The 21,431-nt window shown below is 62.0% G+C and carries 30 protein-coding genes and 1 pseudogene; 7 read left to right on the top strand and 24 right to left on the bottom strand.

The window, feature by feature from the left end; translation table 11 throughout:
- Positions 1–28: 28 nt before the first annotated feature.
- From AC1DS5_RS23910 to AC1DS5_RS23895, 4 genes are all read right to left on the bottom strand, one after another.
- Positions 29–334 (bottom strand): hypothetical protein, encoded by a 306-nt coding sequence (locus AC1DS5_RS23910; protein ID WP_477720732.1) that lies wholly within the window; start codon positions 332–334, stop codon positions 29–31.
- A complete protein-coding gene (locus AC1DS5_RS23905) occupies positions 334–1,305 on the bottom strand; it encodes a Bug family tripartite tricarboxylate transporter substrate binding protein (protein WP_477720731.1) in 972 nt (323 codons plus the stop codon). The genes AC1DS5_RS23910 and AC1DS5_RS23905 overlap by 1 nt, the downstream gene beginning before the upstream one ends.
- 100 nt (positions 1,306–1,405) lie before the next feature.
- Positions 1,406–2,179, bottom strand: coding sequence for an aldolase (locus tag AC1DS5_RS23900; protein WP_477720750.1), 774 nt, complete (start codon positions 2,177–2,179; stop codon positions 1,406–1,408).
- 134 nt (positions 2,180–2,313) lie between these two features.
- Complete coding sequence (locus AC1DS5_RS23895; protein ID WP_477720730.1) at positions 2,314–3,195, bottom strand: LysR family transcriptional regulator; 882 nt, start codon at positions 3,193–3,195, stop codon at positions 2,314–2,316.
- A 219-nt stretch (positions 3,196–3,414) separates the two neighbouring features.
- On the opposite strand from AC1DS5_RS23895, the gene AC1DS5_RS23890 reads away from it, so the two are divergent.
- The 3 genes from AC1DS5_RS23890 to AC1DS5_RS23880 all read left to right on the top strand — a co-directional run bounded on the left by AC1DS5_RS23890 (position 3,415) and on the right by AC1DS5_RS23880 (position 6,336).
- A complete protein-coding gene (locus AC1DS5_RS23890; protein WP_477720729.1) occupies positions 3,415–4,650 on the top strand; it encodes a CaiB/BaiF CoA transferase family protein in 1,236 nt (411 codons plus the stop codon).
- Positions 4,650–5,384: an alpha/beta fold hydrolase gene (locus AC1DS5_RS23885; protein WP_477720728.1), complete on the top strand. Its 735-nt coding sequence runs from the start codon at positions 4,650–4,652 to the stop codon at positions 5,382–5,384. Before AC1DS5_RS23890 ends, AC1DS5_RS23885 begins: the two co-directional genes overlap by 1 nt.
- A gap of 334 nt (positions 5,385–5,718) precedes the next feature.
- A complete protein-coding gene (locus tag AC1DS5_RS23880) occupies positions 5,719–6,336 on the top strand; it encodes a pyridoxamine 5'-phosphate oxidase family protein (protein ID WP_477720727.1) in 618 nt (205 codons plus the stop codon).
- A 35-nt stretch (positions 6,337–6,371) separates the two neighbouring features.
- On the opposite strand, the pseudogene AC1DS5_RS23875 reads toward AC1DS5_RS23880, so the two are convergent.
- From AC1DS5_RS23875 to AC1DS5_RS23860, 4 genes and pseudogenes are all read right to left on the bottom strand, one after another.
- A pseudogene (locus AC1DS5_RS23875) lies at positions 6,372–6,488 on the bottom strand (DUF4197 family protein); the annotation flags it as partial.
- A gap of 8 nt (positions 6,489–6,496) precedes the next feature.
- On the bottom strand, positions 6,497–7,744 hold the full coding sequence (locus AC1DS5_RS23870; protein WP_477720726.1) for a dihydrolipoamide acetyltransferase family protein: 1,248 nt from the start codon (positions 7,742–7,744) through the stop codon (positions 6,497–6,499).
- Position 7,745: 1 nt separating this feature from the next.
- Positions 7,746–8,756, bottom strand: a complete 1,011-nt coding sequence (locus AC1DS5_RS23865; RefSeq protein ID WP_477720725.1) for an alpha-ketoacid dehydrogenase subunit beta — start codon at positions 8,754–8,756, stop codon at positions 7,746–7,748.
- Positions 8,757–8,758: 2 nt separating this feature from the next.
- Positions 8,759–10,024, bottom strand: coding sequence for a thiamine pyrophosphate-dependent enzyme (locus tag AC1DS5_RS23860; RefSeq protein ID WP_477720724.1), 1,266 nt, complete (start codon positions 10,022–10,024; stop codon positions 8,759–8,761).
- A gap of 266 nt (positions 10,025–10,290) precedes the next feature.
- Here AC1DS5_RS23860 and AC1DS5_RS23855 point away from each other — a divergent pair, with 266 nt between their 5' ends.
- A complete protein-coding gene (locus tag AC1DS5_RS23855) occupies positions 10,291–10,764 on the top strand; it encodes a cupin domain-containing protein (RefSeq protein WP_477720723.1) in 474 nt (157 codons plus the stop codon).
- 183 nt (positions 10,765–10,947) lie between these two features.
- Here AC1DS5_RS23855 and AC1DS5_RS23850 read toward each other — a convergent pair whose 3' ends face one another.
- Positions 10,948–11,652, bottom strand: a complete 705-nt coding sequence (locus AC1DS5_RS23850; protein WP_477720722.1) for a DUF4197 domain-containing protein — start codon at positions 11,650–11,652, stop codon at positions 10,948–10,950.
- Positions 11,653–11,668: 16 nt separating this feature from the next.
- On the opposite strand from AC1DS5_RS23850, the gene AC1DS5_RS23845 reads away from it, so the two are divergent.
- Positions 11,669–12,175 (top strand): TlpA disulfide reductase family protein, encoded by a 507-nt coding sequence (locus AC1DS5_RS23845; RefSeq protein ID WP_477720721.1) that lies wholly within the window; start codon positions 11,669–11,671, stop codon positions 12,173–12,175.
- Between the two features lie 144 nt (positions 12,176–12,319).
- On the opposite strand, the gene AC1DS5_RS23840 is transcribed toward AC1DS5_RS23845, so the two are convergent.
- Complete coding sequence (locus AC1DS5_RS23840) at positions 12,320–12,772, bottom strand: c-type cytochrome (RefSeq protein WP_477720720.1); 453 nt, start codon at positions 12,770–12,772, stop codon at positions 12,320–12,322.
- A gap of 189 nt (positions 12,773–12,961) precedes the next feature.
- Entirely contained in the window at positions 12,962–13,417 is a 456-nt protein-coding gene (locus tag AC1DS5_RS23835) for a c-type cytochrome (RefSeq protein WP_477720719.1), read from the bottom strand.
- A 206-nt stretch (positions 13,418–13,623) separates the two neighbouring features.
- On the opposite strand from AC1DS5_RS23835, the gene AC1DS5_RS23830 reads away from it, so the two are divergent.
- Positions 13,624–14,316, top strand: a complete 693-nt coding sequence (locus tag AC1DS5_RS23830; RefSeq protein ID WP_477720718.1) for a cytochrome b/b6 domain-containing protein — start codon at positions 13,624–13,626, stop codon at positions 14,314–14,316.
- An 80-nt stretch (positions 14,317–14,396) separates the two neighbouring features.
- Entirely contained in the window at positions 14,397–14,885 is a 489-nt protein-coding gene (locus tag AC1DS5_RS23825) for a GNAT family N-acetyltransferase (protein ID WP_477720717.1), read from the top strand.
- Between the two features lie 167 nt (positions 14,886–15,052).
- On the opposite strand, the gene AC1DS5_RS23820 is transcribed toward AC1DS5_RS23825, so the two are convergent.
- The 13 genes from AC1DS5_RS23820 to AC1DS5_RS23760 form a co-directional block, all read right to left on the bottom strand.
- A complete protein-coding gene (locus tag AC1DS5_RS23820; protein ID WP_477720716.1) occupies positions 15,053–15,559 on the bottom strand; it encodes a redoxin family protein in 507 nt (168 codons plus the stop codon).
- A gap of 113 nt (positions 15,560–15,672) precedes the next feature.
- Complete coding sequence (gene rpsQ, locus AC1DS5_RS23815; protein WP_011481237.1) at positions 15,673–15,942, bottom strand: 30S ribosomal protein S17; 270 nt, start codon at positions 15,940–15,942, stop codon at positions 15,673–15,675.
- Positions 15,939–16,148, bottom strand: a complete 210-nt coding sequence (gene rpmC / locus AC1DS5_RS23810) for a 50S ribosomal protein L29 (protein ID WP_011481236.1) — start codon at positions 16,146–16,148, stop codon at positions 15,939–15,941. Before rpmC ends, rpsQ begins: the two co-directional genes overlap by 4 nt.
- Before the next feature lie 12 nt (positions 16,149–16,160).
- On the bottom strand, positions 16,161–16,577 hold the full coding sequence (rplP, locus tag AC1DS5_RS23805) for a 50S ribosomal protein L16 (protein ID WP_011481235.1): 417 nt from the start codon (positions 16,575–16,577) through the stop codon (positions 16,161–16,163).
- Between the two features lie 25 nt (positions 16,578–16,602).
- Positions 16,603–17,508, bottom strand: a complete 906-nt coding sequence (gene rpsC / locus AC1DS5_RS23800; protein ID WP_011481234.1) for a 30S ribosomal protein S3 — start codon at positions 17,506–17,508, stop codon at positions 16,603–16,605.
- Positions 17,509–17,520: 12 nt separating this feature from the next.
- The gene (rplV, locus tag AC1DS5_RS23795; RefSeq protein WP_007866508.1) at positions 17,521–17,850 is read right to left on the bottom strand and encodes a 50S ribosomal protein L22; all 330 of its coding nucleotides are present in this window, start codon (positions 17,848–17,850) and stop codon (positions 17,521–17,523) included.
- A gap of 9 nt (positions 17,851–17,859) precedes the next feature.
- A complete protein-coding gene (rpsS, locus tag AC1DS5_RS23790) occupies positions 17,860–18,138 on the bottom strand; it encodes a 30S ribosomal protein S19 (protein WP_011481233.1) in 279 nt (92 codons plus the stop codon).
- A gap of 9 nt (positions 18,139–18,147) precedes the next feature.
- Positions 18,148–18,972 carry a 50S ribosomal protein L2 gene (gene rplB / locus AC1DS5_RS23785; RefSeq protein WP_011481232.1) on the bottom strand — a complete coding sequence of 275 codons (825 nt, stop codon included), beginning with the start codon at positions 18,970–18,972 and terminating at the stop codon, positions 18,148–18,150.
- Positions 18,972–19,298 carry a 50S ribosomal protein L23 gene (rplW, locus tag AC1DS5_RS23780; RefSeq protein WP_011481231.1) on the bottom strand — a complete coding sequence of 109 codons (327 nt, stop codon included), beginning with the start codon at positions 19,296–19,298 and terminating at the stop codon, positions 18,972–18,974. The genes rplB and rplW overlap by 1 nt, the downstream gene beginning before the upstream one ends.
- The gene (gene rplD, locus AC1DS5_RS23775; protein ID WP_011481230.1) at positions 19,295–19,915 is read right to left on the bottom strand and encodes a 50S ribosomal protein L4; all 621 of its coding nucleotides are present in this window, start codon (positions 19,913–19,915) and stop codon (positions 19,295–19,297) included. The genes rplW and rplD overlap by 4 nt, the downstream gene beginning before the upstream one ends.
- A complete protein-coding gene (gene rplC, locus AC1DS5_RS23770; protein ID WP_011481229.1) occupies positions 19,915–20,598 on the bottom strand; it encodes a 50S ribosomal protein L3 in 684 nt (227 codons plus the stop codon). The genes rplD and rplC overlap by 1 nt, the downstream gene beginning before the upstream one ends.
- A 216-nt stretch (positions 20,599–20,814) precedes the next feature.
- The gene (gene rpsJ / locus AC1DS5_RS23765) at positions 20,815–21,129 is read right to left on the bottom strand and encodes a 30S ribosomal protein S10 (RefSeq protein ID WP_007838118.1); all 315 of its coding nucleotides are present in this window, start codon (positions 21,127–21,129) and stop codon (positions 20,815–20,817) included.
- Positions 21,130–21,154: 25 nt separating this feature from the next.
- A partial coding sequence (locus AC1DS5_RS23760; protein WP_477651471.1) for an EF-Tu C-terminal domain-related protein occupies positions 21,155–21,431 on the bottom strand: 277 nt, incomplete at its 5' end.

The raw sequence follows: 21,431 nt of genomic DNA, 5'->3' as shown, positions 1-21,431 counted from the left end.
GCGCCACGGGGTTCCGGCCAGTTCTGCGTTATTGCGTGGTGCTCACAAGGGCGCCGCGCATTCCCACCCTCTCGATCGCCGCCTTGACCAGCCCCTCTGACTTTGCGTTCTCAACGAATTTGCGCGCGTAGGTCATGCCGGGGTCCCGTCCCGTCGGCATCGCCATGGCGTGCGGATCGATGCCAGGCCGACCGTCGAGAACCCGGGAACCGGGCAACTCCTTCGACAATTTGAACAGGATGGGCTTGATGCTGCCCATGACGTCAAATGCCCGCATGAAGGAGACTGCCAGGTCGAAGAACGCCGGACGGCACGCGGGCTCGTCCGTGATCATTACTGGTCGGCCTTGATGTTCGCCTGCTGTGCAATCTTGCGATACTTGTCGATTTCCGCCTTCTGAAAGGCCGCCAGTTCTGATGGCGAATTGCCGATGGCCTCGCTGCCCTGCTCAGCCATGCGCGCTTTGTACTCGGGCGACTGCACGATGCGTGTGATTTCCGTGCTCAGCTTGTCGAGCACGTCCTTCGGCGTCGCGGCCGGCGCCCACACCGCGTTCCACTGGGTGATGTCGAATCCGGGCAGCGTCTCGGCGAGCGCCGGCACGTCCGGCAGCAACGGCACGCGCTTTTGCGTCGTCACCGCCAGGGCGCGCAACTTGCCGGCCTTCAGATGTTGCATCGCCGGCAGCAGCGTGGCAAACCCGCTTGGTGAATGCCCGCCGAGCAGATCGGTGATCAAGGGGCCGGAGCCCTTGTACGGGACGTGCACGATATCGACCTGGGTCAGCATTTTCAGCCACTCGCCGGCGAAGTGATGGACGGAGCCGGTGCCGACCGAACCGAACGTCATCGATCCGGGCTTCGCCTTTGCGACCGCAATGTATTCCTTCAAGGATGTGACGGGCACCGACGGATGCACGACGAGCGCCATCGGGGTCACCGTTGCCAGCGTGATCGGCGCGAAGTCCCTGACGGGGTCGTACGGCATCTTCGGAAAGAGCGCGACATTGAGCGCGACTTCCGCCGAGGCGCTGACCATGATGGTGTAGCCGTCGGGCGGCGCCTTGGCGACGATGTCCGCGCCTATCATGCCGCTCGCCCCGCCGTGGTTCTCGATGACGACCGGCTGGCCCCAGCGTTCGCTGAGCATCTGCGCGATCGGCCGCGCGGTGATGTCGGCGCCGCCGCCCGGTGGGTACGGCACGATCATGCGAATTGCCTTGTTCGGGTAGGTTTGCGCCAACGCCGTCGCGACTGCAAGCGCGAGCAGTGCCGCGCAAATTCGGTGGGTTGTAAGGGGTTTCATTTTCGTTCCTTGGTTGGAATCAACTGGGATCAAGGTGTCGCGGTTCGTCAGGGGGACACGACTTGACGACTTGGATCGCACATGGACTTGCCTCGCGGCGTCAGCTCAGGCAGTCCGGCGTCTCGCGCAGCACGCGACGCGCGAGGTAATTGAAGGTCGCAGCGATGTACTTGGGACTGCCGCGATAGCCACGGGCCTCGCGCGCGAGTTCCGGCTTCACCCGTCTGATCGGTCCCACCGCGCGCGCCATGAGTTGCAGCTTGGCCGCGCGCTCCACGTAGAACGCGAGCACCGCCGCCTCCTCGATCGTCTTCGCCGCGGTCAGCAAGCCGTGGTGCGCGAGCAGCACCGCCTGCTTGTCGCCCAGCGCGGCCGAGATCATCTCGCCCTCCTCGTCGCCGATCGGCACGCCCGGCCACTCGGGCAGATAAGCGCAATTCTCGTACAGCACGCAGGTGTCCATGTGCGACACGATGAGTTCCTCCGCGATCATCGACAGCGCCGAGGCGTGCGGCGGATGGGTGTGCACGATTGCGTGGGTCTCGGGACGGGCGCGATAGATCCACAGATGGAATCGATTCGCGGGGTTGGCCATGCCCTCGCCTGCGAGGACGTTCAAGTCGTCGTCGATCAACAGGATGTTGCTCTCGCGGGCCTCGTCGAAGCCAAGCCCGAAGCGCAGCGTCCAGTAGGTGCCGGGCTTCTCCCCGCGCGTCGAAACCTGGCCCGCGAGCGCGGATTCGTGCCCATCGCGATCGAGGACGCGGCACGCGAGCGCCACCTTTTGTTGCAGCGTCCAGCCGGTCACCTGCACGAACTTGTCCAGATCGGCGCGAAACTTCGCGTCATACTCGGATTTCGGCCGGCCTGCCATGGCGTTCACTGGTGATTCCATAGGGGTGTGCATCGCTGCGCTCCTGGTTGATGGCACTACATCGAAGCTTGGACCCATCCGGCTGCGTTCGCAAATGATCTTTCGGAACGCTTGCCATCGCCGGCCGCGAAGGCTCAAGCCGCGGCGAGATGCGCCAGCAGCTCCTCGATCGCAGGAATGCCGGCCGCACCCCGGTCGCACACCAGGTAGAGCTGCATGCGCGCCCAATCATCGGTGAGCGGCAGCGCGCGCACCTGCAGGAGACCCTCGTACGGCAGAATGTTGGCCGCGGGCATGACCGCGATCCCGAGACCCGCCTGCACCATCGCGCGCATCGCTTCGTAACTCTGCACCTGCATGGTGAATTTCGGCTTGCGCGCGATGCGGGCTGCTGCTGCCAGGGCCCAGCCGCGGATGGCGGTGCCTTGCATCAGCGTGATCAGATCGAACTCGAGCGCGTCCGCGAATGAGAGCGCCCCGCGGCCGGCCAGCGGATGCACCGCCGGCATGACCAGCATGAGAGGAATGCTGCGATAGGGAACGACGTGCAGCCGGTCGGTGGGCTGAAAGTGGCCGATGATACCGATGTCGGCGCTGCCTTGCGCGACGCTTTCGATGATAGGCAGGCTTTGGCCTTCCCCGAGACGAATCTTCACCCCGGGCCGCCGCGCGAGGTGGCTCGCGAGGTCCGCTGCCACGACGACGACGCCGGTCTGATTCGCCAACATCCGGATATCGGGCTGATCGTCCGCGGCAAGCGTGCTGACCGCCCCGGGAATTCGGTCGAGCGTCTTGATGACCTCGCGCGCGTGGCGGGCGAGCGCTTCGCCCGCGACGGTCGGGACGACTCCCGCGTGCTGACGTACGAGTAGCGCGACTCCGAGCCCGGTCTCGAGGTCACCGATGCGTTTGCTCGCCGCCGAAGCGACGATGTGCTCGCACTCTGCGGCCCTTGCGATGCTGCCGTGCTCGATCGCGCTGACAAAGAGCCTTAGCGTGGTGAGGTCGAATCGCACGGATATTAGAGCGTTGGAGCATTCGGGAGGAACAGAAACATACTACTACTACGCACGACTCCTGGCGAACGCCGCGTTAAAAGCTCACCTGCCGACGCCAGGGAACTTGTATCCAGCATCGGAATGATCCAGAGGCTGACTCACCCGGTCGCCACGCCTTGATCGCCAACGCGGAGAATCTGATAACGCAAGCCGGCCTCCTGAAGGCAAAATAGGGGCATGAACTCACTCGACGGCATCCGCGTTCTCGATTTGTCCCGCGTACTCGCGGGCCCCTGGTGTACTCAGACGCTGGCCGACCTGGGCGCCGACGTCATCAAGATCGAGCGCCCGGGCACCGGCGACGACACGCGCACCTGGGGCCCGCCGTTTTTGAAGGACGACCAGGGCACAGAAACGCAGGAGGCCGCCTACTACCTCGGCACCAACCGCAACAAGCGCTCGGTGACCTGCGACATTGCCCGGCCGGCCGGGCAGGCGCTGATACGCGAACTGGCCGCGCATTGTGACGTCTTCGTCGAGAACTTCAAGGTCGGCGACATGGCGCGGTATGGCCTGGACTATGCGTCGCTTAAAAGCATCAACCCGCGCCTGGTGTATTGCTCGGTCACCGGCTTTGGTCAGACCGGCCCCTATGCCGACCGCGCCGGTTATGACTACGCCATCCAGGGCATGGGCGGCCTGATGAGCGTGACCGGCGAGCGGGACGATATTGGCGGCGGGCCGCAAAAGGTCGGCGTGGCCGTGGCCGATTTGATGACCGGCATGTACGCCACGGTGGCCATCCTCGCCGCACTCCGCCATGCCGAAAGAACCGGCGAAGGCCAGCAGGTCGACATGGCGCTGCTCGACACCCAGGTGGCCATGCTGGCCAACCTCAGCGCCAACTACCTGGTGAGCGGCAAGGCGCCGGGCCGCGCCGGCAACGCGCACCAGAACATCGTGCCCTACCAGGTGTTTGAGGTGGCGCCGGCGGCCGACGGCCACAAGGATCACCTGATCCTGGCCGTGGGCAACGATGGCCAGTACGCCAAGTTTTGCGCGGTGGCGGGTCACCCCGAACTGGCCAGCGACCCGCGCTACGCAAAAAACCAGGACCGCGTGCGCAACCGGGCGGTGCTGGTGCCGCTGCTGGAGGCCATCCTGAAAACACGCACCAAGGCCGACTGGCTGGCCGCGCTGGAAGCCGCCAAGGTGCCCTGCGGCGCCATCAACAACCTGGCCGAGGTGTTTGCCGACCCGCAAATCGAGGCCCGCCAGATGGTCACGCACTGGCAGCACCCTGTCAAACATGACCTGCGGCTGGTGTCCAGCCCCCTCAAGCTTAGCGCCACGCCGGTGCGTTGCGACCTGCCGCCGCCGCTGCTGGGCCAGCATACGGAGGAAGTTCTGCGCAGCGTGCTGAACTACTCCGACGAAAAGTTGTCTGAACTTGGAAGAAGCGAGGTGATCTGATGACCCACAATTTTGTTCTGGTGCACGGCGCCTGGCATGGCGGCTGGTGCTGGCGGCGCGTCACCCAGGCCCTGCAGCTCGACCACCACAAGGTCTTCCCTGTGACGCTGACCGGGCTGGGGGAACGTGCCCACCTGCTGTCGCCGTCCATCAATCTGGATACCCACATCGACGACGTGATCAGCGCCATTGAAGTGGAAGAACTCAGCGAAGTGACACTGGCCGTGCACTCCTACGCCGGGATGATAGGCACCGCCGTGGCCGACCGCCTGTCGAAGCGGATCAAACACCTGGTGTACGTCGATGCGGTGCTGCCCAAACCCGGCGAAAGCTGGAGCAGCACGCAGTCAGCGGCCACGCAGCAGCAGCGCCTGACGGCGGCGCAGGCCTCGACCCGGTTCAGCTTTCCGCCGCCCGATCCGGAAGTGTTTGGCCTGCATGACGCCGACCGCGAATGGGTGAAACGCCGCCAGACACCGCACCCCGGCAACACCTACCAGGCACCGCTGAATTTCGACATGCAGCGCGTCGCCGCCGTGCCACGCACCTACGTGAGCTGCACACAGCCGGCACTAGCCACGATTGACCCCAGCCGCCTGCGCGCGAAAGATCCGAAATTCTGGAACGGCGCCTGGCTGCCCAACTCGAAATTCGTCGAGATCCAGACCGGCCACGACCCCATGATCAGCGACCCGCATGCGCTGACGAAAATCCTGCTGGACTGCGCCGCTTGACGCGGCTCGTCAGCACAGCTGGCGGGAACAAAGACTTTGCCAAATCGACGGCAACGGTAGTAGCATTGCTCGTGGACTGCTTTCGTTGGAAGAGTTGATCCCCATGCCAAAAGACCATAGAGACCATAGAGACCATGGCGCCAATGTGCGCAAACAAGCGGGGGGAGTCCATCACCTCATTGCGGCAGGCCGCCTTTGATGCCTGCCGGCTTCAAACTTGGACAGCTCGTGCAATGAGCGCTGACTACACGCGCTGACTACGCGCAGTAGTCTCCACCCCTGGCGCCATCACAGCACGTCAGGGTTCGGTCCCACTGACCTGCCGGGAGGAACCATGGCGGACGATCCGATGTATCACGATGGAATGCGGCGTCTTCAGGAGGTGCGCGAAACACAGCCCCTGGCGGACCGCCTGGAGCAGGTGACCGTTCGCGCGGCGTTTACCGGGGAAGACCGTGCGTTTATCGAGCGTTGCCCCATGTTCTTCATCGCCACAGCTGACGCCGACGGTCATCCCGACTGCTCTTATAAAGGTGGCTTGCCAGGGTTCGTGCGCGTCCTCGACGATCGCACCCTTGCCATTCCTGATTACGATGGCAACGGAATGTACAGGTCTTGGGGAAATGTTCTGGTCAACCCCCATATCGGGCTCCTGTTCCTGGACTTCGAAAACCCGAAGCGACTTCGGGTGAATGGCACGGCGCAGGTCAGCGAAGATGACCCCTTGCGCACCGAGTACCCGGGCTCGGTGTTCATCGTTCGCGTCACGGCAACGCGCATCTTTCCGAACTGCCCTCGCTACATCCACAAGATGCAACTTGTCGACTACTCGGTCTACGCACCCAAGTCAGGGTACACGCCGCCAGTTCCCGCGTGGAAGACGTTTGATGCCTTTCGCGATGCCCTGCCGGCTCGCGACCGTCCAGACGGCGAGAAAGAGGGAGGCCCCTGAAGGCCGACTTCATCAGTCCCCGACTGCAAATCACCCTACGACAGCGCCCCAAACACCTTCTGCAGCACGGCGCTGCCGGTATCCACCGGGGCTTGGCGGACTTTCTTTTCTTCTTCCCCAATGATCAGGTGTAGGCCATCGAACGAATTGCCCATGGGCCCTACTCCACGAACAGCGTGACCGGGGATTCGAGAAACCCGCGCAAGGCCTGCACGAACCTGGCCGCATCCACGCCGTCGACCACGCGGTGGTCAAACGACGACGACAGGTTCATCATCTGCCGCGCCACCACCGCGCCGCCGCGCATCACCGGCCGCTCCACGATGCGGTTGACACCGACGATGGCCACTTCGGGATAGTTGATCACCGGTGTCGAGACGATGCCGCCCAGGGCGCCCAGGCTGGTGAGGGTCAGCGTCGAGCCGGTGAGTTCGTCGCGTGTGGCCTTGCCGGCACGCGCGGCTTCGGCGAGACGCGCCACTTCTGCCGCGCTGGACCACAGATCTCTGGCCTCGGCATGGCGCAGCACCGGCACCATGAGGCCGGCCCCGGTCTGGGTGGCAATGCCGAGGTGCACCGCGCCATGGCGCGTGACCACGCCGGCCTCGTCGTCAAACCGCGCGTTGACCTGCGGAAACTCGCGCACGGCCAGCACCACGGCGCGCACCAGCAGGGGCAGCAGCGTCAAGTGGCCGCGCTGCGCCCCCCACTGCGCATTCAGCCGCGCCCGCAGCGCCTCCAGTTCGGTGACATCGACTTCTTCGACATAGGTGAAGTGCGGGATGCGGCGTTTGGACTCCTGCATCTTCTGCGCGATGCGGCGGCGCAGGCCCACCACCGGCACCCGCTCCTCATCGTGGCGCTGTACTGGGCCCACGCCGGGCGGTGTTGCCAGTTCATGCGCGGCTCCATGCGCGGCGACGTAGGCCTCGAGGTCGGCCTGCATGATGCGGCCACCCGCACCACTGGCAGCTACCTGCTGCAGGTCGATGCCGAGCTCCCAGGCGCGCCGGCGCACGGCGGGTGAGGCGATGGGCCGTTCGCTCCTTCCCTCTCTGGGGGAAGGTTGAGATGGGGGCTGGCCCGCCTGCGTCGCTTGCGCTGCTTGCGGCGGCGGCCCCCACCCCGGCCCTCCCCCGGAAGGGGAGGGAGAAACAGCCTCGTCCCCCGCCACTTCAATGCGGATCAGTTCCGCCCCCACCGCCAGCACCTGGCCGACCGCGCCGCCCAAAGCCAACACTTGACCCACCACAGGCGACGGGATCTCGACCGTGGCCTTGTCGGTCATCACGTCGGCCAGCGCCTGATCCTCGGTCACGCGGTCGCCAGCCTTCACATGCCAAGCCACCAGTTCGACCTCGGCAATGCCTTCGCCGAGGTCGGGCACCTTGATGACGTGGACGCCCATGCTATGCCTCCATGGCCCGTTTGAACGCCGCGCCCACGCGCGCCGGGCCGGGGAAGTAGGCCCACTCCTGCGCATGCGGATAGGGCGTGTCCCAGCCGGTCACGCGTTCAATCGGCGCTTCGAGGTGGTAGAAACAGTGCTCCTGCACCAGCGCCACCAGCTCGGCGCCGAAACCGCTGGTGCGCGTGGCTTCGTGCACCACCACGCAGCGGCCGGTCTTTTTCACCGACGCCACCACGGTCGGCAGGTCCATGGGCCAGAGGCTGCGCAGGTCGATTATCTCGGCGTCAATGCCGCTCTCCTGCGCCGCCGCCTGCGACACGAAGACCATGGTGCCGTAGGCGAGCACCGTCAGGTCGGCGCCCGGGCGGAACACCGTGGCCGACTCCAGCGGCACGGTGTAGTAACCCTCGGGCACTTCGCCCAGCGGGTGCCCGGTCCAGGGCACGGCCGGCCGGTCGTGGTGGCCGTCAAACGGGCCGTTGTACAGGCGCTTGGGCTCCAGAAAAATCACCGGGTCGTCGTTCTCGATGCAGGCAATCAGCAGACCCTTGGCGTCATAGGGGTTGGACGGCATCACCGTGCGCAGTCCGCAGACATGCGTGAACAGGGCCTCCGGGCTTTGGCTGTGCGTCTGCCCGCCGTAGATGCCACCACCACAGGGCATGCGGATGGTCATGGGCGCTGTGAAGTCGGCGGCCGAGCGGTGGCGCAGCCGCGCCGCCTCGGACACGATCTGGTCGGAGGCCGGGTAGAAGTAGTCGGCGAACTGGATTTCGACCACCGGGCGCAAGCCATAGGCCGCCATGCCGACAGCCGCGCCGACTATACCGCCTTCTGAGATAGGCGCGTCGAACACGCGCGAGCGGCCGTACTTCGCCTGCAGGCCGTCGGTGCAGCGGAACACGCCGCCAAAATAACCCACATCCTGTCCGAACACCACGACATTGCCGTCACGCTCCAGCATCACGTCCATCGCCGAGCGCAGCGCCTGGATCATGGTCATCTGCATGGTCAGGCCTCCTGCCTGGGGTTGTCCATCTCACCCTTGAGCAGTTGTTCGCGCTGCCGGCGCAGGTGTTCCGGCATGTCCTTGTAGACATCCTCGAACATCGCCGCCGCGCCGGCCAGGTGGCCGTCGGCCAGCGAGCCGTAGCGCTCGGCTTCCTTCAGCGCCGTGCTCACCTGGGCTTCCAGCTCCTTCTGCGTGGCTTCGTGCTCCTGCTCGGTCCATGCACCTGTGCGCATCAGGTGTGCCTTGAGCCGCGCGATCGGATCGCCCAGCGGGAAGTGCGCCCAATCGTCGACGGGGCGGTAGCGGGAAGGGTCGTCCGAGGTCGAGTGCGCCCCGCCGCGGTAGGTGACCCACTCGATCAGCGTCGGCCCCAGATTGCTGCGCGCACGCTCTGCAGCCCACAGCGAGGCGGCATAGACAGCGAGGAAGTCATTGCCATCCACGCGCAACGAGGCAATGCCGCAGCCGACACCACGCGCCGCGAAGGTGGTGGCCTCGCCGCCGGCAATCGCCTGGAAGGTGGAGATCGCCCACTGGTTGTTGACCACGTTCAGGATCACCGGTGCGCGGTACACGTGGGCAAAGGTCAGCGCGGTATGAAAGTCGGCTTCGGCGGTGGCGCCATCGCCAATCCAGGCCGAGGCTATTTTTGAATCGCCCTTGATCGCCGACGCCATGCCCCAGCCTACGGCCTGGATGAACTGCGTGGCCAGGTTGCCCGAGATGGTGAAGAAGCCGGCCCGCTTGTAGGAGTACATGACCGGCAACTGCCGCCCCTTGAGCGGATCGCGTTCGTTGGACATCAGCTGGCAGATCATCTCGACCATGTCGATGTCGTCGCGCGCCAGCAGCAGGCCCTGCTGGCGGTAGGTGGGAAAACACATGTCGCCGGGCTGCAGCGCCAGCGCTTGCGCGGTGGCAATCGCCTCCTCACCCAGGCACTGCATGTAGAACGAGATTTTTTTCTGCCGCTGCGCGATCAGCATGCGGGCGTCGTAGATGCGCGTCTTCATCATGGCCCGCAACCCGGTGCGCAAGCGCTGCGGCTCCACCGGCGGAACCCAGGGCCCGACCGCGCGGTCGTCGTCATCCAGCACCCGCACCAGGCTGTAGGCCAGGTCGCTGGTGTCGGCGGGGGAGGCATCCACGGGCGGGCGCCGCACCGCGCCGGCCGGTGACAAATGCAGATAGGAAAAGTCGGTCTCGTGGCCGGGGCGCCCCGAGGGCTCCGGCACATGCAGACGTAGTGTTTGGTTCTTGTTCATCCGCGTCACCTGAAACACATCGTAGTCCTGTGCCGCTCAGGGTGCAAACCAGCGGAGGTGTTTGCCCAAGCGGTTCATCCTTTTGGGGGATGCGGCCCTTGCCAGACGCGGCTATAAGTGATGTACTTGCAGACGACTTCGGTCATGGCGCCCTGGCTGCCGCCATGACCCCCCGCTTGCTGTTCGTATCAGGCCAGAGAGGCGTGATGGAGCCGACGCCCCCCTGCCATGCTCCACGGGCTCCCGAAAATTCGCAGGAGATCCTCATGAAAAGCACGCTTGCCGCATTGTCTGCAACACTGGTCCTTGCCGGCCTGGCAGCGCCTCCGGTCTGGGCGCAATCGGGTAGCCAGCACATGATGATGATGCCGGATGAAATGAAATGGGCGGATATCCCTTCGTTGCCTCCGGGCGCGAAGATATCCGTGCTCGAAGGCCCGCTCGGTGAAGCAGTCCCGGTGACCTTCCGCATCAAATTCCCGGGGAACTACCAGATACCTGCCCACTGGCATCCCGGGATTGAGCATGTCACGGTGATCTCCGGAACCTTCAATATGGGAATGGGGGACAAACTGGACAACACGAAAACGATGGCGCTGTCAGCCGGTGGTGTCGCCATCATGCAGCCCAAGACGCCTCACTTTGCCTGGACCAAAGACGAAACCATTGTGCAGGTCCACGGCGTGGGGCCGTGGGGGGTTACCTATTTGAATCCGGCAGACGACCCGCGGAAGAAATAGCAAAGTAGCAGGAGCAGCAATAGCGCTTCTCCGCTTTGCCCTGCGATGGGGACTCTTGGCGGGCGGCGCCTGTCTGTCTTTCATTAGGAGGCTCCCAAGCTGCCCTCTCCTTTTGATGGCGGCTGTCGTTCCCCTTCACGCTGCGCAAGACCTGTTGGCCAACCGCCGGGGCCGGGTGTGGCCTTACTTCATCGCGCCAAACACCTTCTTCAGAATCTCGCTGCCGGTCCCCACGGGATCCTGGCGGATTTTCTTTTCCTCTTCACCGATGATGAGGTACAGGCCATCCAGCGTCTTGCCAGTGACGTACTGCTGGATGTTGGCGTCCTCTTTTTTGACCAGGCCGAAGCCGGCGGCCTTGCCGGCGACCTCGTTGTACTTGTTGGCCAGACCGACCTTTTCGGTGGCTTTGGTCACCACGGGCAGGAATTTCACGCCCAGCGGGGCACGCGTTTTTTCGGCAAAGAAATTGGTGACCGAGGTTTCGCCGCCCTGCAGGATGTTTTTGGCGTCGGTCACGCTCATGGCCTTGACAGCGCCAACCAGCAAGTCCTTGCCCATGGGCACGGCGGCCTCGGCTGCGCGGTTGATGGACACCACCAACTCGTCAATGCGCTTGCCCTGACCGAAGGTTTTGAGCAGTTTCGACGCGTCTTCAAGGTAACCAGGCAAAGGAATGCGAACTTTTGGGTTGCCGAGGAATCCATCCGTCTTGCCCAGCAGGGCTACGGCCGCCAAGGCGCCCCTCTCGAGGGCGGTTTTCAGGCCGCTGCTGGCCTCGGCATTGGTCAGATCGCCCAGCGAAAGCGCATGGGCCTGCTGGTAGGTGGCCAGTATCAGCGTGCCCAGCGCGCTGACGCCGGCCTGGTTAAAATTACGACGCAACATGGTGAGAACCTTCCTGATGAAACGTATTTCCGTCCTGGCAGTATGCCGCATGGCACTGGCTGGCGCAGCTGTTGCCGCGGCACTTGCCGGCTGCAGCGGCACCCAAACCGCGCCGGAGTCCACCTTCGTATTGCTGGACGGCAGCAAGAAAACCACGGCCGACCTCAAGGGCAGGGTCACCCTGGTCAATTTCTGGGCCACCAGTTGCGTGACTTGCGTGGCCGAGATGCCCAAGGTCATTTCGACCTATAACAAATACAAAAGCCAGGGCTACGACACGCTGGCCGTGGCCATGAGTTATGACCCGCCCAGTTATGTTGTCAATTACACACAGACGCGCCAACTCCCCTTCCAGGTGGCGATAGACAACACAGGCGCCGTGGCCAAGGCCTGGGGCGATGTGCAGCTCACGCCCACCACTTACCTGGTGAACAAGCGCGGCGAGATCGTCAAGCAATATGTGGGCGAGCCGGATTTTGCGGCGCTGCACCAGTTGATTGAAAAGTTGCTGGCTGAAACCTGACCCCGTCCAGGCCGAAGTTCCGGCGCTAACAAAGCAAAGAAAAAGGCCAATTTCGCGGGAAATTGGCCTTTTCTTGTTGTTCCGGTGAAGCGCGGGCTTTCACAGAAAAAGCTGACCCGGCAAGGGCCAGCCTTCACGCACAGTTCACTCCTTGCGGAAAGCGTCGTGGCAGGCCTTGCAAGAGCCACCCACGGCAGCCACGGCGGTCTTGATTTGATCGATGTTGCCGGTTTTGCTGGCGGCCGCCAGCTTGACCATCTCGGCCTGCGTTTTTTCTGATGCGTCCTTGAACTTGGCCGGCTCTTTCCAGATTTCCGGCTTGGCCTTGGTTTCGCCCTTGTCCGTGTCGGCCATAAAAGCGGCCCAAGGCAGCTTTGACAGGTAAGCTGCCGTTTCGGCGCTCTCTGCCGCTACCTTGGCATCAAAAGGCGTGCGGCCACTGGCCATGCTGGCGACGCGGCTAAAGTTTTGCTGCATCACGAACAGGGCGTTCTTGCGATATTTGATGGCATCTTCAGGCTTGGCAAACTGGGCAGAGGCCGGTGCGGCCAGGGCGAACAGGGTGGCGGCAACAGCGGCGCAGGCGAAAATTTTCATTGTTTTCATTTTCCTCGTGGTTCTTGACTGACAGGGGTGACTGGCGGCTTGTCGACAAACCGCCAACCTGCTGGAGTTTAGCCAAGCCTGATAAGTTCCACAGGAACTTCGGCGCCCTGGGAAAACCATGCTCGCGGGTTAGGACCTGTTATTTCAGACACATCCCGCAATCACCGGGCGTAAACCGGATTACTTGTTGCGAAAAGCGTCGTGACATGAGTTGCAGGTGTCAGCGGTGGCCGCGAAAGCGGTTTTCAAGGCGTCGAGGTTGCCCGTTTTGGCGGCAGCGGCCAGCTTGGCCGTTTCAGCCATCAGCTTCTCGTTGGTTTCCCTGAATTTGGCCTGCTCGGTCCAGATTTCAGGCTTGGCCTTGGTGTTGCCGCCTTTGTCAGTGCCCGGCATGAAGCCAGCCCAGGGCAGTTTGGACATGTCGGCAACGATCTCGGCATTGTCGGCCGCCACGGCGGCATCGAATGGTGCTTTGCCCGACGCCATGGCTCCGATGCGGGTGACATGCTGGTTCATGACAAACATCGCGCTCTGGCGGTATTTGATGGCATCTTCCGGTTTGGCAAACTGCGCGGCGGCCGGAGCGGCCAGGGCGATCAGCGTGGCCGCGGCAGCGATACAGGTTAAAGCTTTCATGTTGTGCCTCGTGGGAGTTTTTGAACATGCACCGACCGGCAACGCTATTTGGCTTGTTGCCAAGCTGCTAGAGCGTGCGGCGGCCCATGAGTTCCCCAGGAACTAATGCACCGCGGGAAAACACCAACCGGTCGGCCATCGTCCGGCAGGCAACCCGCACCTCTCAGCCCTGATATAAAGCAACCCATTACAAACGAGGAATGCGCATGTCCAACAACAACAACAAAAGCCTGAACAGGGTGCGGGTCTGGGATTTGCCAACGCGGCTTTTCCACTGGGCGCTGGTCGTCTGCGTGATTGGCCAGGCGATCACCGGCACCATCGGCGGCAACGCCATGCTCTGGCACTTTCGCCTCGGCTATGCCGTGCTGGCGCTGCTGCTGTTTCGCATCATCTGGGGCCTGGTGGGCGGGCGCTGGTCGCGCTTTGGCGCTTTTATCTATACGCCCCAAAGTGTCATCAACTACCTCAAGGGGCAAGGCCAGCCCGAGCACAGCGTGGGCCACAGCCCCATTGGTGCCGGATCGGTTTTTGCCATGCTCGGGTTTCTGCTGATGCAGGTGGGCAGTGGCCTGCTCAGCGACGATGAGATCGCCTTTGCCGGGCCGCTGACGCGCTTTGTGTCAAACGCCACCGTCAGCCTGGCGACCAGTTACCACAAGAACATTGGCAAATGGGTGCTGCTGGCGCTGGTGCTGCTGCACCTTTTGGCCATCATTTTTTACCTGCGCCGCAAAAACAAGCTGGTGAGCGCCATGCTGCACGGCGACAAGGAGCTGGTGATGCCCGCACCACCCTCGCGTGATGACACGGTCTCACGCGTGTCAGCGCTGCTGATTCTGGCCGCGTGCGCGGCTGTGGCGTATTGGGTGTCCAGCCTGTCGGCACCTGCGTTCTGAGGCAGGGACCGCAAACCGGGATCAGCCTGGTTCGCGGCAAACGGCGCTACACTGGTTATCGATTTTCCGCCGCCGACGCCGTGCAACCACCTTCCATCCAGTTCATCACGCCGGTCACGCCCGACCAGCTGGCCACGACCCGGCTGATCTTCACCGAGTACGCGGAGCAGTTGGGCATCGATTTGTGCTTCCAGGGATTCGAGGCTGAGCTGGCCGATTTGCCGGGCGCCTACGACGCGCCGCAAGGGGTGCTGCTGCTGGCCCTGGTGGACGGCGAGGTCGCCGGCTGCTGCGCATTGCGCGCCCTTGACGCCGTGGACTACCCCAATGCCGCCGAGATGAAGCGCCTGTATGTGCGCAAGGCGTTCCGGCGCTTCGGCCTGGGCCGCCAGCTGGCCGAGGCGGTACTCGATGCGGCGCGCGCGGCGGGCTACCACAGCGTGCTGCTGGATACGCTGGATGACATGGAGTCGGCCCGCGCCCTGTATACGGAGTTGGGCTTTGCGGAGATTCCGCCGTACTACCACAACCCGATTGCGGGTGCGCACTACCTGAAGGTCGACCTCTGAGCCGGCTCGGCTTCAAGGCCCATGAATCATGATTTTGCAGCTATTGAATAAATAGCAATATCGGCGATGCCCGGTGGCCCGCGCCCACCTGCCGCGGTCGCTTCCCGGGAGACATTAAAAAGCCACCGTTCTCGCGAACGGTGGCTTTTCTCCGGAATCGGCGAGCGTCAGGCCTTGGCTTGCGCCAGCAGCGTGGCCGCATCGCTGACTTCAAACTTGCCGGGGCCTTCGACGTTGAGGCTCACCACCTTGCCATCTTTGACCAGCATGGAGTAGCGGTTGCTGCGCAGGCCCATGCCGCGCGCCGTGAGGTCCAGCGTCAGACCGGTCGCCTTGGCAAAGTCTGCACTGCCGTCGCCCAGCATGCGAACCTTGCCGTCCGTCTTCTGGTCGCGCGCCCAGGCGCCCATGACAAACGCGTCGTTCACGCTCACACACCAGATTTCATCGACGCCGGCAGCCTTGAACTCGGCCGCCTTCTCGACATAACCCGGCACATGCTTGGCCGAGCAGGTGGGGGTGAAAGCACCTGGCAGTGCGAACAGGGCAATGGTTTTGCCGGCGGTGGCCTTGGCTACATCGACCGGGTTGGGGCCAATGCTGCAACCATTGCCTTCAACTTCGGAAAATTCCATCAGCGTCGCTGCCGGAAGGGTGTCGCCTACTTTGATCATGGAGTGCTCCTGGTTGGGTATAAAACGGATGTGATTCTAGGACGGAAACAAAAACGGCTCACATTGTGAGCCGTTTCTGATGACTTGCAGTCAAAGCCTGAAGGGGTCCAGACTTAGACGGCAGCGGCCTTCTCCACCAAACGGGTCACAACCCAGTTTTTGGTCTTGGAAATAGGACGGCTTTCGGTGATCTCGATCACGTCGCCCGTGTGGTACTCGCCCTTTTCATCATGCGCGTGGTACTTGCTGGACAGGGACACGATCTTGCCGTACAGCTCATGCTTGACGCGGCGCTCAACCAGCACGGTCACGGTTTTGGCGCGCTTGTCGCTGACCACCTTGCCGATCAAGGTGCGCTTGAGGGATTTTTTAGCTTCCGTCATTTTTTGGCTCCTTGCTTGACGATGGTCTCGGCCAGGATGGTCTTGGCGCGAGCGATGCTGCGACGCGTGGAACGCAGCGTGGAAGTGTTGGTGAGTTGCTGCGTGGCTTTTTGCATACGCAGGCCAAAGTGGGCTTTTTGCAGCTCTTTGACTTCGGTTTTCAGGCCGGCAACGTCTTTTTGGCGCAGTTCAGTAGATTTGGTCATTGTCATTTCCCCTTACTGGCCGATCATGCGGCTGACGAAGGTGGTGCGCAGCGGCAGCTTGGCGGATGCCAGGCGGAACGCTTCGCGGGCCAGCTCTTCAGGCACACCGACGATTTCAAAAACGATCTTGCCGGGCTGGATTTCAGCCACGTAGTACTCCGGGTTACCTTTACCGTTACCCATACGCACTTCAGCAGGCTTTTGGGAAATCGGCTTGTCCGGAAAGACACGGATCCAGATACGGCCGCCACGTTTGACGTGACGGGAAATCGCACGGCGTGCGGCTTCAATTTGACGAGCAGTGAGCCGACCACGGTCGGTGCACTTCAGGCCGAAGTCACCGAACGCGACCGAGTTACCCCGGGTTGCGACGCCGGTGTTGCGGCCTTTTTGCTCTTTGCGGTATTTTCTGCGAGCGGGTTGCAGCATGGTTTTTCTCCGTTATTCCGACCGATTACTCGGTCTTGGTACCGTCAGCTGCTGCAGCTGGCGCGGCTTTGCGTACGCGCTTAACGGTAGTTTTCGGGGCGTCGCTACCAGGGGTAGCTTCGGCCGGTTTGTCGCTGCCATCGGCGGGCGCCGTATTGGTGCCGCCGGCCGGTGCGCGCGGTGCACGGGCACCACGTGGAGCAGGACGGTCAGAACCAGGACGGGCGTCACGACGCGGGCCGCGAGGCTTGCGCTCTTCGTCAGAAGGAGCGGCATCCAGTTTGGCGCCAGGTGATTCGCCACGGCCCAGCGTGTCGCCTTTGTAGACCCAGACCTTGACGCCGATCACACCATAGGTGGTCTTGGCTTCAGAGGTGCCGTAGTCGATGTCGGCGCGCAGGGTGTGAAGCGGCACGCGACCTTCGCGGTACCACTCGCAACGGGCGATTTCAATGCCATTGAGGCGGCCCGACGACATGATCTTGATGCCCAGGGCACCCAGACGCATGGCGTTTTGCATGGCGCGCTTCATCGCACGGCGGAACATGATGCGTTTTTCAAGCTGTTGCGTGATGCTGTCAGCGATGAGCTTGGCATCAATTTCAGGCTTGCGAACTTCTTCGATGTTCACGGCGACCGGCACGCCCAGCTGGCGGCTCAGTTCTTTCTTGAGGTTCTCGATGTCCTCGCCCTTTTTGCCGATCACGACGCCCGGACGTGCCGAGAAAATCGTGATGCGGGCATTCTTGGCGGGGCGCTCGATCAGAACGCGCGAAACCGCAGCGTTCTTCAGCTTGGCCTTGAGGTACTCGCGCACCTTGATGTCTTCTGCCAGCATGCCGGCAAAATCACGGTTGCTTGCGTACCAGCGGCTGGCCCAGTTGCGGCTAACTGCGAGGCGAAACCCGGTTGGGTTGATTTTTTGTCCCATATCCTGCTGCCTTTAGTTGCCAACCACCACGTACACATGGCACGTGGGTTTGCTGATGCTGTTGCCGCGGCCTTTTGCGCGCGCAGAAAAACGCTTGAGCGTGGCGCCTTGTTCGACGTAAATGGTTTTCACCTTCAACTCGTCGATATCGGCACCATCGTTGTGTTCAGCGTTGGCGATGGCGGACTCAACCACCTTCTTGATGATTCCAGCAGCTTTTTTCTGCGTGAAATTCAGGATGTTGAGTGCTTGATCCACTTTCTTGCCGCGAATCAGGTCAGCGACCAGGCGGCCTTTGTCGACCGACAGACGAACGCCCCGGAGGGTTGCACGTGTTTCCATGGTCTTTCCTTATTTCTTCACAACTTTTTTATCAGCTGGATGACCTTTGAAGGTGCGAGTCAATGCAAACTCGCCCAGCTTGTGGCCCACCATCTGATCGGTGATGTAGACAGGCACGTGCTGCTTGCCGTTGTGAACGGCAATGGTCAGGCCGATGAACTCGGGCAGGATCATGGAGCGACGCGACCAGGTCTTGATCGGCTTTTTGTCCTTGTTGGTAACGGCCTTGTCGGCTTTGGCTACCAAATGATGGTCGACAAACGGACCTTTTTTGAGTGAACGTGTCATGGGTTAGCCTTACTTCTTGCGACGCGAAACAATCATCACTTGCGTGCGCTTGTTGTTGCGGGTGCGGTAGCCCTTGGTCAGGTTACCCCATGGGTCGACAGGATGACGGCCTTCGCCGGTCTTGCCTTCACCACCGCCGTGCGGGTGGTCAACCGGGTTCATCACCACACCGCGAACGGTCGGGCGAATACCCATCCAGCGCTTCACACCGGCCTTGCCGAGACGGCGCAGGCTGTGTTCTTCGTTGGCGACTTCACCGATGGTGGCGCGGCATTCGATGTGGATCTTGCGAACTTCACCGGAGCGCATACGCACCTGGGCGTAGGTACCTTCGCGGGCCAACAAGGTTGCAGAGGTGCCGGCGGAACGGGCGATTTGCGCGCCCTTGCCGATTTGCATCTCGATGCAGTGAATCGTCGAACCGACAGGAATGTTGCGGATCGGCAGGGTGTTACCCACGCGAATCGGCGCTTCCGAACCACTGATCAGCGTGGCGCCGACTTCAAGGCCGCGAGGGGCAATGATGTAGGTGCGCTCGCCGTCGGCGTAGCAGAGCAATGCAATGTGGGCCGTGCGGTTGGGGTCGTACTCGATACGCTCGACCTTGGCCGGAATGGCGTCCTTGTTGCGTTTGAAGTCCACTACACGGTAGTGATGCTTGTGACCACCGCCCTTGTGGCGAACCGTGATGTGCCCGTTGTTGTTACGGCCGGACTTCTGGAATTGTGGCTCCAGCAGCGGCGCGTAAGGCTCACCCTTGTGCAGGTGATCCCGGGAGATCTTCACCATGCCGCGCATACCCGGCGAGGTGGGTTTCATTTTAATGACAGCCATTACGCAGACTCCCCACCGAGGTTGAGCTCTTGACCTGGCTTGAGCGTCACGTAGGCCTTGCGAATGTTGTCGCGGCGGCCCACGGATTTGCCAAAGCGCTTGGTCTTGCCTTTGATGTTGAGGACGGCAACTGACTGGACGTCCACTTTGAACATCAGCTGCACAGCAGCCTTGATTTCAAACTTGGTAGCGTCCTGCAGCACCTTGAAGGTCACGGCATTGGTCTTGTCTGCGATCATCGTGGCCTTTTCAGACACGATGGGAGCGACCAGAACCTGCATCAGGCGGCCTTCGTCGAATTTGGTTTTGGAGTTCACGGCGCTCATGCGAACATCTCCTTGAGTTGGTCCATGGCAGCCTTGGTGACCAGAACCTTCTTGTAGTGAACCAGCGACACCGGATCGGCGTAACGGGGCTCAACCACGAGGATGTTCACCAGGTTGCGGGAAGCCAGGTACAGGTTTTCATCAACCACATCAGCGATGACCAGCACCGAGTTGAGGTTCATAGCCTTGAACTTGTCAGCCAGGACTTTCGTCTTGGGTGAATCCACAGCCAGGGAATCAACCACAGCCAGGCGGCCTTCGCGCGCCAGTTGCGAGAAGATCGATGCCATGCCGGCGCGATACATCTTCTTGTTGATTTTCTGCGTGAAGTTTTCATCAGGCATGTTCGGGAAGATACGACCGCCGCCGCGCCACAGTGGCGAAGACGTCATACCAGCACGTGCACGACCGGTTCCCTTTTGCTTAAAAGGCTTCTTGGTCGAGTGACGGACCTGCTCACGGTCCTTCTGGGCCCGGGTACCCTGGCGGGCGTTGGCCTGGAAGGCCACGACCACCTGGTGAATCAGGCTTTCGTTGTATTCGCGACCAAACACGGTATCAGGCACGTCCACTTTGGACGAAGCCAGACCTTGGTCATTCAGGAGTTCGACCTGCATCAGTTCGCTCCTTTAGCAGCGGTGGTGGGCTTGGCTTTGATCGCGGCACGAACCGTGACAAAACCGCCCTTGGAACCAGGCACAGCGCCGCGAATCATCAGCAGTTGACGGGCTTCGTCAATGCGCACGATGTTCAGGTTTTGCGTGGTCACGGTGACGTCGCCCAGGTGGCCCGTCATGCGTTTACCAGGAAACACGCGACCGGGATCCTGCGCCATACCGATGGAGCCGGGAACGTTGTGCGAACGGCTGTTACCGTGCGACGCGCGTTGCGAGCTCATGTTGTGGCGCTTGATGGTGCCGGCGTAGCCTTTACCAATGGAGGTGCCCTGCACGTCCACCAGCTGGCCCACAGCAAACACGTCGGCTGCAGGCACAACGGTACCGGCGGCGTATTTGCCTGCGACGTCAGCCGTCACGCGGAATTCTTTCAGGATTTCACCAGCTTCAACGCCTGCTTTCGCAAGGTGGCCGGCGGCCGGCTTGGTCACGCGCGATGCTTTGCGCGCGCCAAATGCCACTTGGAGGGCATCGTAGCCGTCATTTGCTTCGGTTTTAACCTGGGTCACGCGGTTGTTCGATACATCCACCACGGTAACAGGAACTGTGTCCCCATCATCCGTAAACAGACGCATCATGCCAACTTTGCGGCCCAGCAACCCGAGGGAGTTGCTCAGACTCATGATGTGTTCTTTCGTAACTTTCACCGCTGCGACTTCAATTGGCCGCAGACGTTTTAACGTGAAAGACTGTTAATAAAACCGTCCGATCCATGCAAGCAAGAAGCCAACATACAAAGGACAGCCCAAGAGTATAGCCCAGGTCGCCAAAAATGGCAAACCCGGGCAAAAACCTGTCGATTTGGGATCTGGCTTGTGGCCGAAACCCCGATTTTTTGCTTACTGCAGCTTGATTTCGACGTCCACGCCGGCTGGCAGATCGAGCTTCATCAACGCGTCCACGGTTTTATCCGTGGGGTCAACGATGTCCATCAGGCGCTGGTGCGTACGGATTTCCAGCTGGTCGCGGCTCGTCTTGTTGACGTGGGGCGAACGCAGGATGTCAAAACGCTTCATGCGGGTTGGCAGGGGCACGGGGCCCTTGACAATCGCGCCGGTGCGCTTGGCAGTATCAACGATTTCAGCTGCCGACTGGTCGATCAGCTTGTAGTCAAACGCCTTCAGGCGGATGCGGATTTTTTGCTTGGTGGCCATGGTAATTCCTTAAAGGTTTGCAGGATTACGCAATGATCTTGGCCACAACGCCGGCGCCAACGGTCTTGCCGCCTTCGCGGATGGCAAAGCGCAGGCCTTCTTCCATGGCGATCGGGTTGATCAGCTTGACGGTGATCGACACGTTGTCGCCTGGCATGACCATTTCCTTGCCTTCTGGCAACTCGATCGCGCCCGTCACGTCCGTCGTGCGGAAGTAGAACTGGGGGCGGTAGTTGTTGAAGAAGGGCGTGTGGCGGCCGCCTTCGTCCTTGCTCAGCACGTAGATCTCGCCGGTGAAGTGC

The sequence above is a fragment of the Polaromonas sp. P4_H1 genome (genome assembly GCF_056400945.1).
This window is presented reverse-complemented; position numbering and strand designations above follow the sequence as displayed.

Bases quoted from the DNA above. Each gene is read 5' to 3' on its own strand.
- rpsC (WP_011481234.1), bottom strand. From the start codon at position 17,508: ATGGGACAAAAAATCAACCCAACCGGGTTTCGCCTCGCAGTTAGCCGC.
- AC1DS5_RS23870 (WP_477720726.1), bottom strand. From the start codon at position 7,744: ATGGGCGTCCACGTCATCAAGGTGCCCGACCTCGGCGAAGGCATTGCC.
- rplC (WP_011481229.1), bottom strand. From the start codon at position 20,598: ATGAGTCTGAGCAACTCCCTCGGGTTGCTGGGCCGCAAAGTTGGCATG.
- rplB (WP_011481232.1), bottom strand. From the start codon at position 18,972: ATGGCTGTCATTAAAATGAAACCCACCTCGCCGGGTATGCGCGGCATG.
- AC1DS5_RS23865 (WP_477720725.1), bottom strand. From the start codon at position 8,756: ATGCAGATGACCATGATCCAGGCGCTGCGCTCGGCGATGGACGTGATG.
- rpsS (WP_011481233.1), bottom strand. From the start codon at position 18,138: ATGACACGTTCACTCAAAAAAGGTCCGTTTGTCGACCATCATTTGGTA.
- AC1DS5_RS23835 (WP_477720719.1), bottom strand. From the start codon at position 13,417: ATGAAAGCTTTAACCTGTATCGCTGCCGCGGCCACGCTGATCGCCCTG.
- AC1DS5_RS23860 (WP_477720724.1), bottom strand. From the start codon at position 10,024: ATGAACAAGAACCAAACACTACGTCTGCATGTGCCGGAGCCCTCGGGG.
- AC1DS5_RS23890 (WP_477720729.1), top strand. From the start codon at position 3,415: ATGAACTCACTCGACGGCATCCGCGTTCTCGATTTGTCCCGCGTACTC.
- rpsQ (WP_011481237.1), bottom strand. From the start codon at position 15,942: ATGACGGAAGCTAAAAAATCCCTCAAGCGCACCTTGATCGGCAAGGTG.
- AC1DS5_RS23850 (WP_477720722.1), bottom strand. From the start codon at position 11,652: ATGTTGCGTCGTAATTTTAACCAGGCCGGCGTCAGCGCGCTGGGCACG.
- rplV (WP_007866508.1), bottom strand. From the start codon at position 17,850: ATGGAAACACGTGCAACCCTCCGGGGCGTTCGTCTGTCGGTCGACAAA.
- AC1DS5_RS23910 (WP_477720732.1), bottom strand. From the start codon at position 334: ATGATCACGGACGAGCCCGCGTGCCGTCCGGCGTTCTTCGACCTGGCA.
- AC1DS5_RS23820 (WP_477720716.1), bottom strand. From the start codon at position 15,559: ATGATCAAAGTAGGCGACACCCTTCCGGCAGCGACGCTGATGGAATTT.
- AC1DS5_RS23845 (WP_477720721.1), top strand. From the start codon at position 11,669: ATGAAACGTATTTCCGTCCTGGCAGTATGCCGCATGGCACTGGCTGGC.
- AC1DS5_RS23885 (WP_477720728.1), top strand. From the start codon at position 4,650: ATGACCCACAATTTTGTTCTGGTGCACGGCGCCTGGCATGGCGGCTGG.
- AC1DS5_RS23900 (WP_477720750.1), bottom strand. From the start codon at position 2,179: ATGGCAGGCCGGCCGAAATCCGAGTATGACGCGAAGTTTCGCGCCGAT.
- rplW (WP_011481231.1), bottom strand. From the start codon at position 19,298: ATGAGCGCCGTGAACTCCAAAACCAAATTCGACGAAGGCCGCCTGATG.
- rplD (WP_011481230.1), bottom strand. From the start codon at position 19,915: ATGCAGGTCGAACTCCTGAATGACCAAGGTCTGGCTTCGTCCAAAGTG.
- AC1DS5_RS23855 (WP_477720723.1), top strand. From the start codon at position 10,291: ATGAAAAGCACGCTTGCCGCATTGTCTGCAACACTGGTCCTTGCCGGC.
- AC1DS5_RS23830 (WP_477720718.1), top strand. From the start codon at position 13,624: ATGTCCAACAACAACAACAAAAGCCTGAACAGGGTGCGGGTCTGGGAT.
- AC1DS5_RS23905 (WP_477720731.1), bottom strand. From the start codon at position 1,305: ATGAAACCCCTTACAACCCACCGAATTTGCGCGGCACTGCTCGCGCTT.
- rplP (WP_011481235.1), bottom strand. From the start codon at position 16,577: ATGCTGCAACCCGCTCGCAGAAAATACCGCAAAGAGCAAAAAGGCCGC.
- AC1DS5_RS23880 (WP_477720727.1), top strand. From the start codon at position 5,719: ATGGCGGACGATCCGATGTATCACGATGGAATGCGGCGTCTTCAGGAG.
- rpsJ (WP_007838118.1), bottom strand. From the start codon at position 21,129: ATGGCCACCAAGCAAAAAATCCGCATCCGCCTGAAGGCGTTTGACTAC.
- rpmC (WP_011481236.1), bottom strand. From the start codon at position 16,148: ATGACCAAATCTACTGAACTGCGCCAAAAAGACGTTGCCGGCCTGAAA.
- AC1DS5_RS23840 (WP_477720720.1), bottom strand. From the start codon at position 12,772: ATGAAAATTTTCGCCTGCGCCGCTGTTGCCGCCACCCTGTTCGCCCTG.